The sequence below is a fragment of the Desulfuromusa kysingii genome, from assembly GCF_900107645.1.
GTDB lineage: Bacteria > Desulfobacterota > Desulfuromonadia > Desulfuromonadales > Geopsychrobacteraceae > Desulfuromusa > Desulfuromusa kysingii.
In genome coordinates this window covers 321,033-338,665 of record NZ_FNQN01000003.1, presented here as the reverse complement: position 1 = coordinate 338,665, position 17,633 = coordinate 321,033, and the positions used below count along the sequence as shown (strand labels likewise).

The following is a 17,633-nucleotide window of genomic DNA, read 5'->3' as shown; positions in this document are numbered from 1 at the left end:
TGTCGATATTGATCAGATATTAGTACTTAAGAACTAGCTCACATTAGCCTAATGTTCAAACAGCTGTCCAGTTACAAAGCAAAAACCATTACCCTGTTTTTACAAAAATTTGTTAATATTCATGTTACACCTTTCACATTGGGGGCTTTATGGATTCTATGTCCGCGAGATCTAAACAAAATCCGGCAAAACCTCGCCTCGGCGACTGCCTTTTGGCGGAAAAACTGCTCCAGGTTCAACAACTTGAAGAGGCCATCGAACATCAGTGTATTTATGGAGGGAAGCTCGGGACAAGTTTGATCGAACTCGCCTTTATAACGGAAGAACAACTCGCCCGTACGCTCAGTCAGCAGTTGCAACTCCACTACATTAAGCCTGAACGGTTAATGGCTGTTTCCAAGCGCATACTTGACCTGGTGTCTACAGAGATCGCTGTCAAGCACAAGATTGTTCCCTACCATAAAGATGGTAAAAAGCTCTATGTTGCCATTAAGGATGCGACAGACTTAGCCAAGATTGATGATTTGTCGTTCCAGCTGAATCACATTATTATCCCTCTGGCAATTCCGGAAATACGTCTGATGTTAGCCCTCGAAAAGCATTATGGACTGATTCTTTCTCCCCGTTTTGAGACGCTCGCCAGACAGATAAATAGAGGGAATCTGGATGGCCAAAAAGAGGTTCAACAGAAGCAACAGAAAACAGAATCAGCAACAGAAAAGCCCCATATTGAGGATAATCAACCTTGGCCGCTACTCGGGGACGAAGAGTACGAGGGAGAAGAGCCGAACGATGAAAACTACTTTGCCCGTAAGGCGTCAAGCAACCACCTGAATCCAATCAACTTGCGACAACATCTGGCTGAGGCAAAAGGGCGTGAGGATATCGCCACAACCATCATCAACTATATTAAAAGCGACTTTCCAAACTCTGGGTTGCTGATGGTGCGGGCCAATATGGCAACAGGGTGGCTGGCAGGAAGCAATCCAAGGTCGCAAGATTTCGGACAACTCAGTATTCAGATGCAGGAGAGTTCGGTCTTTAATCTGGTCGCGGCCAACGGCTCCTGTTATCTGGGGCCGATGACTGAATCATTACAAAATCAAAAAGTCCTTTCTTATTTCGACACTTCCCTCCCTGTTGCTGCTCTGGTCTGTCCATTAAAAGTGAAAGATCGACTGGTCAGTTTGCTCTATATTCAAGGGCAACATCAAGATTTAACAGCACGTTTGCTGGAGATACAAGATATCGTCAAAAAGGCGGAAATGGCCTTTAAACTGTTAATTCTTCGAAATAAAATTCTGGCATCCTGATTTCACCAATGAAAAATGCCATGGCACAAACCGATCGGAACACTCTTAAGAAATTGCAAAAAGGGCTGACAGCTGGAAGCGAAGAGCTTTTCCAACTGGTGCTGGATCCTGATTGTGATTTTCTTCATACCTTACTGAAAAATCCGCAGCTGAATGAAGAACATCTGTTAGTTCTCTTAAAGCGTCGCGATCTAACCACTGAGCTGGTCAGTGCTCTCTATAAAAGAAACAAGCAAACCCTCAGCCATCGCACGCTGCTGGCACTCGTTAAGAATCCTTCGGCCTCTGGATCTCTTGTCCGCAATCTCCTGCCGCAGTTACGCTTATTTGAATTGGTCGACCTGTGTCATCTCCCCGGAGTCACCCCCGATCAAAAATTAGCTGCAGAGCGTGCCATCATTCAAAGGCTGCCAACCACACCTCTGGGGAGCAAAATCACCCTGGCCCGACGTGGCACAGCAAATGTGGTCGGCGAATTGATGAAGGAGGGACAGCCACAACTGTTTGAAGCCTGTCTTGGCAGCCCCCGACTCAGAGAGGCGTCAATCTACCAATTTTTGCGCGGACCGGCAGCCAACGCCGAGACCATCTCAATGGTGGCCCGCCATAATCGCTGGAAGCAGCGACCAAACCTTCGCCTTGCAATCTTGAAAAATTTTAAAACTCCAGATATTTGGTTCACTCTCTGGCTCCCCAAAATGCAGACCCATATGATTAAGCAATTATCTGCAAGCTATCGATCAAATCCCAAACAGAGACGGCTACTCGACGCAGAATTAAGAAAGCGCACGGGCTTATAAATCGATAATGTTGTGAGTTAAATAACTCCTTTTTAAACTGCCCTGCCCTCTCCATGCTAATCACTGGCTTATGTTTGTATCAACGTCTTTACTCTTATTAAACCGTCATAGAGCAGTATAAAGACTGATGATCTCTTCTCACCCTTTGTCGTTTTTTTTTGACAGATAACAATGAATAGCCTTGCAATTACTCGCATTCCATAATATTGTTAATGTCTAATGTTACAAGACTAAGATAAACTATCCAAACATAAGACCGATAAGTTAAGACAAACTTCAATGGACAAGAGAAGGGGAGAAGGAGATCACTTCGTAACAGTCAATTTGGAGGGGGATAATATTCGACCCACAACAAACGCGAAACAGGAACAGTATTTCGTTGCGGACCGTAGATCGTGGATTTTCCTGATCCAAAAATAAGGGTCCAAATCAGGTTACTATTCTGGAAGCTGAAACGGCTCCTTCACCCTGAAAATGGTAAAGTAGAATTATTATGCAAACAAATGAAAATTATCGCCTCATACAACAATTGATCAGTAAAGAACTAAACCTCCCGTCACCTCCAGCGATTGCCGTACATATTCTGAATGCGGTGCAAAAAGATGATGCCGCGCTAACCACTTTGGGCGACATCATCGCTGCTGATCCGGCCTTAACTGCAAAAATGCTCCAGGTAGCAAACTCATCCCTGTTTGCCCGTAATGGCAAGGTCACCAGCATCAACCGAGCAATGTCTGTACTCGGAACCAATACCATCAAAAATATCGCCCTCTCATTTGTGATTGCCGCTGAATTTAATGAAATTGATGCTGGCGGATTCAACCATGATCTCTTTTGGCGTCACTCTGTGACTGCAGCTGTCGCGGCAGAGTTACTATCAAAAGCAGTGCAACTCCAATATCATGACATTTTCGTGACCTCTCTACTGCAGGACATTGGCATGCTGGTGATCAGCATGACCAAAGGAGAGGAGTACGGCGCCATGCTTAAAGAGGCGCAAGCCTCCAATTTGAACTTATTGATGTTGGAGAGCAAAAAATATGGATTTGACCATCAACAAGTCGGTTATGCTCTGTTAACAGACTGGCACCTACCCGAGTCGATATGTACCCCCATCCTTTACCATCATCATCCGGAAAAAGCCCCTGAACCTGATGATCAAGTTGCAGCAATCTTGCAATTGAGCGACCAGATGGCTTCCGTCTATACAGGGGCAAAACCAGCAGAACTGGCACGCGACTGTCAACAGAATCTGCAAGAAAAATTTAACTTTACTCGCGTTCAGGCGCTTGATTTTCTCGATTCCGTAGCGGTTAATAGTAGTAAAATGATTTCAACTTTCGAACTGGGCTCCGAAGAAATCAAACCTTATTCAGCCCTACTCCAGCAAGCAAACGCCGAACTGGCCAAGTTAAACATAAGCAACGAACAGTTAATTCTGGAGATGTTGGAAGCCAAAGATAAAGCTGAAAAATTAAATTGTGAACTTCAGGACGCTAACACTCGGCTCAAAGAGCTCGTTTATCGTGACGGCCTCACCGGGCTCTACAATCATCGTTACTTTCAGGAATCGTTAGCAAATGAAATTGCCCGGGCCAATCGTTATCAATCATCGGTCTCACTGATCATGTTTGATATTGATTTCTTTAAAAAGGTCAACGATACCCACGGCCATCCCGCTGGAGATCTGGTATTGATGAATATTGCAAAAGCTGTCACCAATGCTGTCCGCCCTTGTGATATTGTCGCCCGTTACGGTGGAGAGGAGTTTGCTGTTATTCTCCCGGAGACCAATGCCGCAGGCGCCAAAGTCTTTGCAGCCAGGCTGAGGCGATGTGTTGAAGGGATTGCAACACTGGTCGAAGGACAATATATCTATGTGACAGTCAGCGCGGGAGCAACGACATTTTCCCCCAAAGGGGCTATTTCTAGCAAAGATGCCTTAATAGAAACGGCTGACCGGGGTCTCTATCTGTCAAAACAAAATGGCCGCAATCAAATTACAGTGTTGGAACCGGAAAAAACCCTCAATGGCTGAAGGGTTTCCATAAAAAACCGTTTATAACCCACAATGACTAGATTTAATTAAAGCTGTCATGCTATTTTTTTTAATCTCTCATGGAGGGGGATGCAATTTATCATGACAGCCAACAATCCAAAGAATTATCAGCTCACAACCGATGCAAATCTACTGACCCTCCATTTATCCGGAGATTGGTTATTTCAATCCGGCATCCCTGATATCGAATCATTCTTGCAGCAACTCCCAGAGTCCCATCCACAAAAACTGACCTTTAACTGTGATCAAATGGGTCGTTGGGATACTGGGTTAATGATATTTCTCGTCGATTTAATCCAGAGCAGTCGCAAAAACAATATCGAGGTCGATCGTGAATCCCTGCCCAGTGGGGTGCAGAAGCTGCTGCAACTCTCTTTAGCGGTACCGGAGCGTCGGAGTGAACGTCGGGCACGGCTCGGTCAGCCAATCCTGGCAAAGATCGGCAATGTCACCATCGAAATGCATCGCAGTTGGACTGAAATGCTGACATTTATTGGTGATGTTTTTATCGCGTTCATCAATTTTCTGCGCGGTCGCGCACATTTTCGTGCTTCAGACTTACTGTTTCAGATCGAAGCAGCCGGCCCCTCCGCGTTGTTTATTGTCACCCTGATTAGCGTTTTAGTCGGCATGATTTTAGCTTTTGTCGGGGCAGTTCAACTGCGCTTATTCGGAGCAGAAATTTTCATAGCCAATCTTGTCGGACTGGGAATGGCGCGCGAAATGGGGGCGATGATGACTGCAATTGTCATGGCTGGCCGTACCGGAGCCGCTTATGCCGCCCTGTTAGGAACGATGCAAGTCAATGAAGAGATTGATGCGCTGAAAACTATCGCGGTCTCCCCTATCGAATTTCTCGTCCTGCCACGTTTAATTGCGCTGGTCATCACAATGCCGTTACTTTGTGTCTACGCCGATTTTATGGGAATTATGGGTGGCGCTATTGTCAGCGCTACCATGTTGGACATTTCTTTCTTCCAATATTTTCAGCAGATCCAGGGTTTTGTCGGCCTCTCTCATTTTATTATCGGGATTGTTAAAGCCATTGTTTTTGGAATCTTGATTGCGTCTGCGGGCTGTTTTCGCGGTCTACAGTGTGGTCGAAGTGCCTCCGCAGTCGGTTTTTCTGCAACCAGCGCCGTTGTCACATCAATTGTCCTCATTATCGTCGCCGATGCGATCATTACGGTTCTCTGCCAGGTTCTGGGGGTTTAATCGTGAGCATGACTCCACATCTGGAAATCAACAATTTGACCATGGCCTACGGCGATTCTGTTATCCAGAAAAATCTTAACTTTACCGTAAAACGGGGAGAAATTTTCATCATCATGGGTGGCAGTGGTTGTGGTAAAAGCACCCTGCTGAGACATCTCATTGGCCTCTTAAAGCCATCCGAAGGAGAAATTCTGGTTAATGGCGTCAGCCTCTGGAATACGTCGTTCGAAGAACGTAACAAAATCATCAGCCGCTCTGGAGTCCTCTTTCAAGGTGGAGCTCTTTGGAGTTCGATGACTCTGGGTGAGAACATCGAACTGCTACTCACAGAATATACCCAGCTTAACAATAAACAACGACAGGATGTTATCTCTTATAAGCTCTCTTTGGTGGGACTGTCACGCTACAAAGATTATTACCCTTCAGAAATCAGTGGTGGGATGCGTAAGAGAGCCGGCCTGGCCAGAGCCATTGCGCTTGATCCTGAAATTCTTTTCTTTGACGAACCCTCTGCTGGCCTTGACCCGGTCAGCTCCAGATTATTAGATAATTTAATCCTGGAGTTGCGTGACAGTCTCGGCGCAACCATCGTCATCGTCAGTCATGAGTTGGCCAGTATTTTTACGGTTGGAGATAACGCTATCTTTCTTGATCCGACAGAAAAAACCATCATCGCAACCGGAGCGCCCAAGCATTTACTTGAATCTTCTGAAGATTCGCGCGTTATCCAGTTTTTAACCCGGACGATTTGATATGTTAAGAAAACAATAATGGTATTCCTTAGAGGTTTTTATGAGTCTACGTAAAAGAGTTGATCCACGGGTTATTGGCAGTTTTGTCGTCGGCGCAGTCATGCTAACAGTCGCAGGACTGATGTTTTTCGGTCCAGGCGGTTTTCTATCTGAGACCCGCAGCTATGTTATTTATTTCGACAGCTCAGTGAAGGGTCTTAATGTGGGTTCTCCAGTACGTTTTCGCGGAGTTAAAATAGGTCAGATTAGAGAAATAAACGTCAGAGTCCAGCCGGAGGAGTTCAAGTTTTACATTCCCGTGGTGATTGAAATTGAACCTTCCAGATTTAAAGCAGAAGGGACAGACCAGGGGTTACTCGATTCGATCAAGACAACCGTGAAAGGTGATGATCCCATGATCTCACTGGTCGACAAAGGCTTACGAGCACAGATGCAGTTGGATAGCCTGGTGACAGGGCAACTCTATGTCAACCTTGATATGCTTCCCGCAACGCCGCTCGTTCTCACCGGCTACCCACATGAATATCCAGAAATCCCTGCGATCACCTCAAGCCTTGAAGAATTGACCAAAACTTTTTCTGACATCCCTCTGCAAGAACTTGCAGATAAATTAATCCACTCTGCCGAAGGTTTTGAAAAGCTTATTAACTCTCCGAGTCTTCACAGTGCTCTATCAAAATTTGACGACACAACGACACAACTCAATCAATTATTACTGAACCTGAATGAACAGCTGTTCCCAATTGTCACCTCACTCCAGGAAACGCTGACACAAAGTCAGACAACCATCACCAATGTAGACATGAAAATCAACCAAACATTGCAACACGCACAAACCACAATCGCCCACATTGACGCCAAGATCGACCCTCTCTCTGAGCAATTCAGTGCTGCAGTATTAGCGGTCAACGAGGCTTCAGTCAAAACAGAGGAAGCTATGCAGCAGATCAAGGGACTGACGAAAAACGATTCACAAATATTGCAACAACTTGGGACCACTCTTGAAGAGGTAAATCGGACCGCACGCTCCTTGCGCTACATGGCGACAGAACTCGATCGTGACCCCCAGATACTTTTACGTGGCAGGGTTGACGGAGGAACAAAATAATGCGCTACCTGATTTTTACCCTTCTGTTCCTTTGCTCTGCCTGTATCCAAATCGGTAGCGCGCCTCAACCAACCAATTACTATCTTCTGGAACCGATGCGCGACGCACAAGAAATTCGCCTTGATAGCAATTTAAATATTCACCTGGAACTCATCAGTTTCCCAGAATATCTAGATCGATACCAGATCGTCACAAAAGGCGGAAAAAATGGAATTGTTTTTTCTGACTCCGAACGTTGGGCAGAACCAGTACGTGATAACTTGATGAGGGTCATACGTGAGGATCTGATGCTGCTCATACCAAACAGTACAATTACTCTTGGACCTTGGGAGAGTTCTAGTTCTAGTGCCAGTGCCATCAAAGTCAAGTTGATCGTTAATCAGTTTTCAGGAGAGCTTGGTGCATACGCTCTGACAGATATTCGCTGGAAAATCAGGCGGGAGATGGAACCCATGTCACAGGGACATTTTACCGACAGACAAGATGTTGGTGAAAATTTTTCCGATTTTATCGTTACCCTGAACCGAGAGATAAACAATTTCAGTTCTGAACTTGCGATGAAACTACGGGAACATTGATCAAGGAAAAGATAACGCCCTTATCATCAAGAGTGGTCAAAAATACGCCCCCATCAAAGACAGACAGGGGCGTAAGACAATATTCAGTGAGCTAATCACGATAATATTAGCACCGGGATCATTCGAGGATAAATTTTCGACCCAGCTCAATTAACTTATCCAGAGAGGCATAACTCTTAGTTTCTGCATACAATCTCACCACCGGTTCGGTTCCAGACTTACGGAACAAAACCCAAGAGCCGTCTTCCAATAAGTATTTATTGCCATCAATGCGGATAATATCAGTGATCTTCAGCTCTCCAATTCTTTCTGGAGGGTTGGCAAATTTGTCTGGCAAGGCGGCTTCAAGCTCTGGAGATAACTGGATATTGATTCGTTTCGTGTAAATTTCCCCGACCCGGGAATAGAGGTCAGTCAGTAATTCTTGCAGGTTTTTTTTCTCAACAGCCACCATCTCAGCAACTAACAGGCAAGCCAGAATTCCATCTTTTTCCGGAACATGCCCCTTGATCGTCAAACCAGCGCTCTCTTCACCCCCGATGAGGATTTTATTTTCACTGATATATTCACCGATAAATTTGAAACCGACTGGGGTTTCAAGAACCTTAACACCGTGATATGCAGCCACAGCGTCAATCAGATGTGAAGTTGCAACACTGCGGGCAGCATCCCCACGTAAACCCTTACGGCGGATCATATAATCAAACAGCAAGGCAAGAATATAGTTGGGTTCAATATAGGTTCCATCGCTATCGATAATTCCAAAACGGTCTGCATCTCCATCAGTTGCTAAACCAAGAGCGATAGAGTCATCCCCTTTAATCAAGCTGATAAAGTCCTGGATATGCTCCTCAGATGGCTCCGGGGGTTGGCCACCGAAATAAGGGTCGACATGATCGTTGATTCTGACAACCTTGACACCCGCTTCATCCAAGATTCGATCCAGATAGCCGCGTCCACAGCCATAAAGGGGGTTGACTGCAAGTGTCATCCCCGCTGCAGCTATCGCTTTAAGATCAATCAAACTCTTTAAGGTCGTAAAATAATCCTCGCGGGGATCAATTTCTTCAAACAGCCCTTTTTCTGCTGCTGTTTTTAAATCCATCCCCTTAGAGACAGACTCAACAGTCATTGTATTCGCCCGCTCCTCAATATCATTTGTTGTCGCTGGCAGTGCAGGACCACCGGAGACAGGCGAAAACTTGATGCCACTGTAATTATAAGGATTATGACTGGCCGTAAAATTAATCGCTCCGGCAGCTTTTCTCCTTAACAGCTCATGGGAAATAACAGGTGTCGGTGTATCACGCTGACAAAAGAAACCTTTGATCCCCGTCCCAGCTAGAATCCGAGCTGTCTCACGGGAAAAATCCGCCCCCATAAAGCGCGCGTCGTAACCAATCACAATTCCTTTGTCAGCGAGACCCTCTGCATGTAAATGATCAGCAATCGCCTGCACGACAATCCGGACATTCTCGAGAGTAAACTCTTCACAAAAAATAGCACGCCAACCGGATGTTCCAAACTTTATGTGAGCCATAAAAATCTCCTCTTGTTGATTAAAACCACTGCCGAGATATTATCATACTGACGCGGTGTCAAGGTTGCAATTCTACGGCTGAGCGGTTATTTAATTTTTTTCACGTAAGGGCAATCATCGGGCAACACTCCGCTCTGCACCAGATCTGGAGACAATCGGACACATTCAGGATTTAGCTCAAATCGCTGCGGATAGATCCGGCATAGCTTGGTTTCAAGATCCAGGTATTCACACGGGGTATCTGAATAAAAGATTTTACCCCGGTACTCATACTTTTCGAAACAACAACGTCCGCAGCGTTCACAGATATTTTCCCACTGCTTCGAATTTGCCATCATAGGCTCTTGATTATTTTTGGTCACCAGTTAAACCTCTCCAAGTTCTTGGCTGATCGAAACAGCCTTATATGAATAATAGCAAACCTGGGCAATTGACAATAATTAAAAATGTCCTTAGTTTGATGAACTGTCATTCGTTCATATACGGAGCGCCACATGCGAATCATGATTATTTTCTCCGCCCTTTTGATGCAAATATGCCTAGGGGCAACATACTCCTGGTCTGTCTATGTCCAACAGATAAAAGCGATCGCCGCCATTTCCCAGACCCAGGCACAGATTCCGTTCTCTGTTTTCTATTTTGTTTTTCCACTGACAATGATTTTTTCAGGATCATTGGTTGACAGAATCGGGCCAAGACGCGCAGCCATCGGCGGTGGAATTTTATTTGGCGGCGGCTGGATAATTTCTTCATTCGGGATGGATAATTTCACCTATACGATTTTAGGCAACGGAGTGATTGCGGGGATTGGAGCTGGCATTGCCTATATTGTTCCAATCTCAACCTGTATCAAATGGTTCCCTGAAAACAAGGGACTCATTACCGGAATTGCGGTGGCCGGGTTTGGTGGCGGAGCTGCCCTTGTCAGTACCGTTGCAGGATTTCTGCTGAAACTTGACATGACACCCTTCTCTCTCTTCGGCTATTTCGGACTTGTATTTACCGCTTTAATCGTCTTTGCGGGTTTTTTTATGCAGAACCCACCAGGTTTTTCGAAAGTAGCGACTGTGAAGGTCGCATTTTACAAAACCATCACCGACAAGCGCTTTATCATTCTTTACTTTGCCATGTTTACAGGACTAGCCGCGGGATTTGCGGTCAATGCGAATATCAAAGAACTTTACCAATCAGCAACCTTAATGAGTGGCGTCAGCGCTGTTTCTTTCTTTGCTTTGGCAAATGCAGCCGGCAGAGTCATCTGGGGAGGCATATTTGACCGCTTCAATACTAGTACCGTCATTCAACTCAACCTCATCTCGCAAGCGATTCTGCTATTTGCAGCACCCTTTATCCTGATATCTTCAACTGGCTTACAAATGTTTGCCATCCTGACCGGATTTAACTATGGAGGGATTCTGGTGATCTATGCCGGATCTGTTGCCCGTATCTGGGGCGCCGATAAAGTTAACTCTATCTATGGATGGATGTTTTCAGCAAATATTCCAGGTGCTGTTGCTCCACTTTTTGCCGGTTTTTACTATGATCTGAGCGGCAGCTTCACGATCCCCATGGCGGTTATTGGAACTATTATCATGGTGGCCTTGATCACTATGAGATTGAATAAAAATAGTTTTACAACGGGAGGATAGAAACAAATAAGTGTTGACTCCAGACCATAAGTTCGTTACTAATGCTTGTTCTGAATCAGCATCATAAGGATAATATAGGAGGAAAAAAATATGCAGTGCCAAACGGTTCTCGCAGGTACCGAATGTAGTTTTTGGAAAAAAAATGGTTGTTCCGCCCCAACTGGCAGCTGTCAAGTCATTGTTGAAGAGTGTCAAGGATGCGACCGCGTAACCAAGGGGAGCATTGGAGATGTTTGTAGCGCTTATCCTGATCCCGCAGCAAAGTGGGTGAATGGCCTGTGTAATTTTGCAACGCACAAGAAAATCGACCTTAAGGTTGATGATGTTCGTGTCAATCCGCTTAAAGCAGCAAAACGGGCGGCAGCAGGTAAAGGCAAATAAGCATTACTTGGCAACAAATGTTTGTATCAAAAAGGCTACCAGGTTTCTGGTAGCCTTTTTGTTGTTACTCTATAACGTTTTGCGGCCAATGACATGATTGTGGACTGCCGATCGAAGCGACCATATCTTCTTCCTGAAAAACAAGATCCGCCGATGGGTTGGCAATGAACTTGCCATCACGGAGCACACCAACAACAGATGCTCCGGTCTTTTTTCGGATATCAAGTTGGCGTAAACTTCGGCCAACTAACCAGCTATCTGCGCTTAAATCCTGCCAATTTAATTCCAGTGAATCACGCGCTTTTTGTAACAACCTGATATTGTTCAACCCATCTTGATCATCGTAGAGTTGTTGATAATGGTCTTGCCGGGCACTATCGGTAAATTTCTGAATGACAGGCACGGGAATATTCAAATTCAGAAGAACCTGTCGTGCAATTTCAAGCCCACCCTCCAGTTCTGGTCGGATAACCATATAGACACCATGATCATAAAGAGATTTCATTTGTGCTTCTCCAACAGAGCGCACCACAATACTCAAATCAGGATGATGGTTGCGAACAAAACGGACAATTGTTTCTGTTGTTGTAATATGGGGAACCGTGATCAGTAGCTGTTTTGCTTCGGCTAAATTGGCCGCCTCAAGGACAACAGGTTGACCGGCATCACCATAAATGGCGGAATAGCCATGTTGCTTACAATCATCAATAACCCGATGTCCCAGATCAATAACCACAAACGGAACTTCAAGTTTCGCGAGAAGATAGGCGACGTGCTGACCGACCCGACCTCCACCAGCAATAACAATGTGATCATGCAGCCCACCGGCGGGGATATTTATAGTCTCCAAGAGCTCACTTTTTGAATAACGCTTCTGTAACCCATAAAGTGGAGCCGTCAAGGCAGATACAAACGGCGTGATCAACATACTGATAATTGTTGCTGAAAGAACGTATGAATATTGATCCAGATTCAAAAAGTTGCCTTCGAGACCAACTCGCCCCAAGACAAATGAAAATTCACCGATTTGAAACATCCCTAACCCGACAGCCAGTGGAATCACATTTCCATAACCAAAGCTGCGTACGATACCTGCCATAATCAGACTTTTACCAACAGCGACCAAGAGGACCAGTTGCAGGACGCCGACCCAGTGTGCAAATAAAAACAATGGATCTAAAAGCATCCCCACGGAAGTAAAGAAAAGCAATCCGAAAAGATCCCGCAGAGGGATAATATCGCTTAACGCCTGATGCCCGTAATCAGATTCACTCAGCACCATGCCAGCAACAAATGCTCCGAAAGCAAAAGAGAGATCAAGGAGATAGGTCGCGTAGCCAATCCCCAAACCAATCGCGATAATGGTCAACAAGAACAGTTCACGTGAATTCCAGTTGGCAATTAAGGTCAATAACCGGGGCAATAATCGCGTCCCCAGCAAAAGCATGAAAGCAAGGAAAAGAAATGACTTAAGCAAGGCCATGGCAATCACAGGCATGCCCGCAGAAGGGTTGGATAATTGCGGCAAGAGGATTAACAATAAGACGACCGCAAGATCTTGTACAATCAGGATGCCAATCATCACCCGACTAGACAGAGTCCCTATCATTCCTTGAGCCATCAAGGTTTTAAGGATGACCATCGTGCTTGAAAGGGAGATAAGTCCCCCCAACCAGAGGGAAGGACCACTCTCCCAGCCAAGACCAAGACCAATGAGATAGCCGTAGCCAATCGTTAAAAGGATCTGGATGGGAGCCCCGATCAGAGCGACATACTTAACCGGCTTCAAATCTTGCAGAGAGAACTCTAATCCCAGGGCAAATAACAGCAATGCCACCCCGATCTCAGCAAGTTTCTCAACGTCGTGAGGATCAGAGACAAGGCCACTGGAAAAAGGACCGATCACTACCCCGACAAGGATATAACCAAGCAACAGAGGTTGACGGATCTTTTGTGCAATGAGGCCACCCAGCAATGCGGCGACAATGATAATAATAATATCGGAAGCAATACCCATAAACCTGAAACCTACCCTCCATGCCCTCGCCCGAGCATTTCTGCTGCATCCATAACAATCATGAAGGCATCTGCATCATTATTGCGGACAATATCACGCAGCACCGTAATTTGCCGCGCTTCAACTGTCACAAATATCAGTGTTTTCTGTTCATTTTCATAAAGACCTGATCCCCGGAGAATCGTCCCCTGTTGCCCAAGATGCGCCACAATTTCCTGGCTAAGTAGGTCGGCTTTACTTGTGGTTATATGGACAACTTTCTCTGGCAAGGTCCCCGTCAAAATCATATTAATACATTTAGCTGTCACGTAAATACTGATCATACTCCAAAGGGCTCGCTCAATATCTACAAAAACAAATCCCGATGTAACAATAATAAAAACATCAAAAATCAGTATCACCTGCCCAGTCTTATAGTGGCTGCGCGCAGCAACCAGACGCGCAATGATCGTTGTTCCACCAACCGAAGCATGGCCACGTAAGACCAAGCCAACGCCGCAACCAACCGCAATCCCACCATATAAAGCCGCTAACAGAATATTTTGACTGATGGCCTGCAAGTGAAGAATTTCGGCTAATAAGTCGACAAGAAGTGAGGTAAGCAAAATAGCGACGATGGAACGAAGAACAAAGGCCCTGCCCAGCATCTTATGACTGATCACCAATAGTGGAAGGTTAATCAGCAACATCAAGCCGCCAATGGGCAGATGGAGCAGATGGTTTAACAGAATAGCCATTCCGGGGGTTCCACCCGTAGCAATCTGGTTAGGGACCAGAAATAATATGATCCCGAATGCTAGAATAACCGTTCCAGAGGAGATATAGAGGAAGTTTTTGATTTCGCCCTTTAGAGTCATTAAAATTCCGCAGTTATCATCCACTATAAAGACAGACGTGTTTTTATTGTTACTTAAGACCATCGATGACAGCAGCAACCTCATCGCGAATATGCTTGGCCGTGGCACTGGTTTCTAAACGCAAAAACTGCTGAAAGTTATCAATGGCTTCCTGGGTCCGATCCTGATCAAGACAGAGATAACCTAGGGTCAGATAACCTGGTGCCAAACTTGCGTCCAACTCTAAACCTTTTTGACAATATTCTTCAGCTAATTCCAGTTGATCATCATCATAATAAAGCTCAGCAAGACTGAGATAAGGTTGAGGATCGGAGGGATCCAACTTCAAGGCCTGGTGAAAGCATTTCATTCCTGCTGCGACCTTGTCCTGAGCGATATAAATATCGCCCAAAGCGTTATGCGCAAAAGCGAGTTCGGGATCAACGTCCAGTGCTTGACGACAGGTCTCTTCTGCTGCACTGAGGTCATCGTTGTTCAGCTGTGCGACAGCTTTACTCACTCGGGCATCGGCATCTTGCGGGTTAAGATCGATAATCTGCTGATAACTGGCGATCGCCTGATCAAACTTCCCTTCCTCAAGGTAAAGATCCCCCAGAATAAAAAGGAGATCAACGTTATCAGCCTCCAAAAGCAGCCCTGCAGCCAGGCTCTTATGGGCTTTAGCATAGGTTCCACTTTCAATCTGGACTTCGGCCAGCAACGACCAAATCTCAGCCGTTTTCTCCGTTTTCAAAGCTTGCTGAAAAAAGTTTTCCGCGGCGATAAGATCACCCTGATCTTGCGCTTGTACCCCTTTTTCCAATAGATCCTCAATGGACATCTTCTTTTCTCCTCGATTTAAGAGCTACGGACGACTTCAACCAAAAAACCGTCGGGATCGGTGACAAAATAAAACCGTGGCTTTCCAGCGACAAGTCCCTTTAATGGCGTTACCTGAAGCCCCATTTCTGTATGACGCTGGTGTGATGCCTCCAGATCGGTGGTCCCAACAGCAAGATGTGAATAGCCATTGCCCATTTCATAAGGTTGATCCTGATCATAGTTATAGGTTAATTCCAACTCAAAAGGGAGCCCCACAGAAGTCATATAGCTCAGGGTAAAGCGACCATCAGGGTAATCTTTTTTTCGTGACACTTCAAATCCGAAAGCGTCATGATAGAATTTTTCTGAAGCTTCAAGGTCCATAACGCGATAGCAAATGTGAATCATTGGATAGTCCATATATCTCTCCTTGTTTGTTGGTCGTTTGTTTGTAAATTGACAACAGCTAGTCAGCTCTTTATAGTCGCGAATATGAAAGCAATATTTTTATCAGATGCTCACTTGCGCCATCCACAGGATAATAACTACCTGAGGCTACTTGATTTTTTGGATCAACAAAAGGACCTTGATGCCCTCTTTTTGTTGGGTGATATTTTCGAGTTCTGGCTAGGCTATAAACATCTCGCTTTTACCGTCTACATTCCCCTACTGGAAAAGCTGCGGCAGCTATCAACGGCAGGGACGCAACTTTACTTTGTCGAAGGCAACCACGACTTCAATCTCGGACCGTATTTTACTGACACTCTCAATTGTACAGTCATTCCAGATCAACAAAAGATCAGCTGGGACGGAAAAAACATCCTCATCAGCCATGGAGATCTCGTCAAAGCAGACCGCAACTATCAACGACTCCGTTCATTCTGGCGCAGCTGGCCCATTAAGGTACTGGCAAAGATTATCCACCCAGATATGGTTTGGTCTTTTGCCCTCTGGCTGAGTAATAAGAGTTCCAAGAACAACCCAGATAGAAGCCACTATGACCCTTCTGACTACTTAATACCATTTGCAGAGACCAGTCATAGCGATATCGTTGTTTGTGGACATTTTCATTATCCATTAGACAAACAGCATCAAGGTGTCAGAATTATTGCGTTGGGTGACTGGATTACCCAGTTTTCCTATGCAGAGATGCAAGATGGTGAGATTTCGCTAAAACAATACGTCAAATGATCCCGTTTTCCCCCTCAGTCAACGGGGTTTCAGCGATCTCCTGACTGCGTATAACTAAATCCTTCAACGATATCCCCTGCAATGTCTCGCCGACCAGATCTTCAACCCGCTGATAGGTTTCCAGAGCAATCAACGTTTGCGGATGGGGATGGAGGTGGAGAGGTTGTTCACCAGAATCGCCCATTTTTTTTAAGATCTCCGCCACATTGAGGTTTTCAGCTGAGCGCCCAAGCTGGTATTGATATCGACCCGCAAGAGTACAAAGCTCCGAGATAAAACCCAATTTAAGCAGCAAGCTGACAATGCTTCGACACAGACGTGGAGGGATGTAGAGATACTTGGCCAACTGATCAATGCTTAGAGCCGGTTCTCCCTTGGAAAACCGATCAGCCAGAGTGACCAACAACGCCAGGGCAATCTGCTCAAAACTGTTGCGACTCACCTCGGAACCACGCAGATCTCGACCACTGGTACGCAAATTTTGTTTCGCGTAACAGACCCCGAGACCAAACAGGACAATCACCCAGGACAGATAGAGCCAGACCATAAAAATCGGTAAAGCGGCCATCGTCCCATATATGGCATTATAGCGCCCAACCCCAATCTGAAAGTGGACATAGCCGACCTGAGCGATCTGCCATAAAGTCCCCCCGACGATCCCACCAACAAATGCCGCACGCCACTCCACTTTGATATTAGACATAAAAACATAAAGACCGGTAAATGCGAGCCACATAAAAATAAAAGGGGTCACCTTGAATAACAGTAATATCAGGTTACCGATCATTTCCATCTCAATGAACTTCTGTACCAGACTGTTGCTGGCCAAGGTCGAGGTCATGGAGATAGCGCCAATAATCAACACTGGGCCTGCCAAGATGACCGAAAGGTAGTCAGAAAACCGCCGCAATAGCGGACGAACATTCTTCACCCCCCAGACATGATTGAATGACTTTTCAACATTAGTCAGCAGTGAAATGACAGCAACAAGCAGGAATATCAACCCAACGGCCCCCAATTGGGTCACCTGGGTATTATTAATATAACCTAAAATAATATCTGCGACTCGAGCATCACCCACATTAAGTTGCTCTATAATCAAAGGTTGCAGTAAGTTCTGAACCCCGAAGGCTTTTAACAAGGCAAAGGTCAAAGCGAGTAATGGGACCAACGACAACATCGTATAATAGGTCAGAGCTGAAGCACGCAGGAGACTCTGATTAATGGCAAAGTCCCTGGTCACCAGAGCTACGGTTTGAATCTGACGCAATACGATGCGTTGCAAAAGCGATAAATCTGCAGGATTTTGTTCCCAAAGAAGATTTTTTAATTTCTCGCGCAGTTGCAATTGTCGCCCCTTGATTGTTGTCAT

Annotated in this window: 17 protein-coding genes; 10 read left to right on the top strand and 7 right to left on the bottom strand. The window is 45.5% G+C overall.

The genetic code is table 11. The features are described 5' to 3' along the window. Window positions 1–149: 149 nt before the first annotated feature. From BLU87_RS06895 to BLU87_RS06865, 7 genes are all read left to right on the top strand, one after another. Window positions 150–1,313, top strand: a complete 1,164-nt coding sequence (locus BLU87_RS06895; protein ID WP_092346069.1) for a cyclic di-GMP-binding domain-containing protein, MshE-related — start codon at window positions 150–152, stop codon at window positions 1,311–1,313. 20 nt (window positions 1,314–1,333) lie between these two features. Continuing rightward, entirely contained in the window at window positions 1,334–2,113 is a 780-nt protein-coding gene (locus BLU87_RS06890; RefSeq protein WP_245706402.1) for a hypothetical protein, read from the top strand. A 493-nt stretch (window positions 2,114–2,606) separates the two neighbouring features. Further along, the gene (locus tag BLU87_RS06885; RefSeq protein WP_092346065.1) at window positions 2,607–4,151 is read left to right on the top strand and encodes a sensor domain-containing diguanylate cyclase; all 1,545 of its coding nucleotides are present in this window, start codon (window positions 2,607–2,609) and stop codon (window positions 4,149–4,151) included. Window positions 4,152–4,241: 90 nt separating this feature from the next. Next, window positions 4,242–5,387, top strand: coding sequence for an MlaE family ABC transporter permease (locus BLU87_RS06880; protein ID WP_217637447.1), 1,146 nt, complete (start codon window positions 4,242–4,244; stop codon window positions 5,385–5,387). An 8-nt stretch (window positions 5,388–5,395) separates the two neighbouring features. Continuing rightward, window positions 5,396–6,139, top strand: coding sequence for an ABC transporter ATP-binding protein (locus BLU87_RS06875; RefSeq protein WP_217637452.1), 744 nt, complete (start codon window positions 5,396–5,398; stop codon window positions 6,137–6,139). A gap of 40 nt (window positions 6,140–6,179) precedes the next feature. Continuing rightward, complete coding sequence (locus BLU87_RS06870; RefSeq protein ID WP_092346063.1) at window positions 6,180–7,247, top strand: MlaD family protein; 1,068 nt, start codon at window positions 6,180–6,182, stop codon at window positions 7,245–7,247. Further along, complete coding sequence (locus BLU87_RS06865) at window positions 7,247–7,825, top strand: PqiC family protein (protein WP_092346061.1); 579 nt, start codon at window positions 7,247–7,249, stop codon at window positions 7,823–7,825. The genes BLU87_RS06870 and BLU87_RS06865 overlap by 1 nt, the downstream gene beginning before the upstream one ends. Window positions 7,826–7,943: 118 nt before the next feature. On the opposite strand, the gene BLU87_RS06860 is transcribed toward BLU87_RS06865, so the two are convergent. Further along, the gene (locus tag BLU87_RS06860) at window positions 7,944–9,365 is read right to left on the bottom strand and encodes a phosphoglucomutase/phosphomannomutase family protein (RefSeq protein WP_092346059.1); all 1,422 of its coding nucleotides are present in this window, start codon (window positions 9,363–9,365) and stop codon (window positions 7,944–7,946) included. A gap of 86 nt (window positions 9,366–9,451) precedes the next feature. Beyond that, window positions 9,452–9,727 (bottom strand): YkgJ family cysteine cluster protein, encoded by a 276-nt coding sequence (locus BLU87_RS06855; protein WP_245706401.1) that lies wholly within the window; start codon window positions 9,725–9,727, stop codon window positions 9,452–9,454. A gap of 132 nt (window positions 9,728–9,859) precedes the next feature. Here BLU87_RS06855 and BLU87_RS06850 point away from each other — a divergent pair, with 132 nt between their 5' ends. Together BLU87_RS06850 and BLU87_RS06845 are read left to right on the top strand one after the other, a co-directional pair. Continuing rightward, window positions 9,860–11,014 (top strand): MFS transporter, encoded by a 1,155-nt coding sequence (locus tag BLU87_RS06850; RefSeq protein ID WP_092346057.1) that lies wholly within the window; start codon window positions 9,860–9,862, stop codon window positions 11,012–11,014. Window positions 11,015–11,104: 90 nt separating this feature from the next. Continuing rightward, entirely contained in the window at window positions 11,105–11,395 is a 291-nt protein-coding gene (locus BLU87_RS06845) for a PxxKW family cysteine-rich protein (RefSeq protein WP_092346055.1), read from the top strand. A 64-nt stretch (window positions 11,396–11,459) separates the two neighbouring features. On the opposite strand, the gene BLU87_RS06840 is transcribed toward BLU87_RS06845, so the two are convergent. The 4 genes from BLU87_RS06840 to gloA are packed head-to-tail and all read right to left on the bottom strand — an operon-like array spanning window position 11,460 to window position 15,490. Continuing rightward, window positions 11,460–13,412 (bottom strand): monovalent cation:proton antiporter family protein, encoded by a 1,953-nt coding sequence (locus BLU87_RS06840; RefSeq protein ID WP_092346053.1) that lies wholly within the window; start codon window positions 13,410–13,412, stop codon window positions 11,460–11,462. Window positions 13,413–13,423: 11 nt separating this feature from the next. Next, window positions 13,424–14,269, bottom strand: coding sequence for a YitT family protein (locus tag BLU87_RS06835; RefSeq protein WP_092346051.1), 846 nt, complete (start codon window positions 14,267–14,269; stop codon window positions 13,424–13,426). Between the two features lie 49 nt (window positions 14,270–14,318). After that, entirely contained in the window at window positions 14,319–15,089 is a 771-nt protein-coding gene (locus tag BLU87_RS06830; RefSeq protein ID WP_092346049.1) for a tetratricopeptide repeat protein, read from the bottom strand. Window positions 15,090–15,106: 17 nt separating this feature from the next. After that, the gene (gloA, locus tag BLU87_RS06825) at window positions 15,107–15,490 is read right to left on the bottom strand and encodes a lactoylglutathione lyase (protein ID WP_092346047.1); all 384 of its coding nucleotides are present in this window, start codon (window positions 15,488–15,490) and stop codon (window positions 15,107–15,109) included. 72 nt (window positions 15,491–15,562) lie between these two features. Here gloA and BLU87_RS06820 point away from each other — a divergent pair, with 72 nt between their 5' ends. After that, a complete protein-coding gene (locus tag BLU87_RS06820; RefSeq protein WP_092346045.1) occupies window positions 15,563–16,261 on the top strand; it encodes a UDP-2,3-diacylglucosamine diphosphatase in 699 nt (232 codons plus the stop codon). Here the strand turns inward: BLU87_RS06820 and BLU87_RS06815 are convergent. Beyond that, window positions 16,254–17,633, bottom strand: a complete 1,380-nt coding sequence (locus BLU87_RS06815) for a YhjD/YihY/BrkB family envelope integrity protein (RefSeq protein ID WP_092346043.1) — start codon at window positions 17,631–17,633, stop codon at window positions 16,254–16,256. The genes BLU87_RS06820 and BLU87_RS06815 overlap by 8 nt on opposite strands.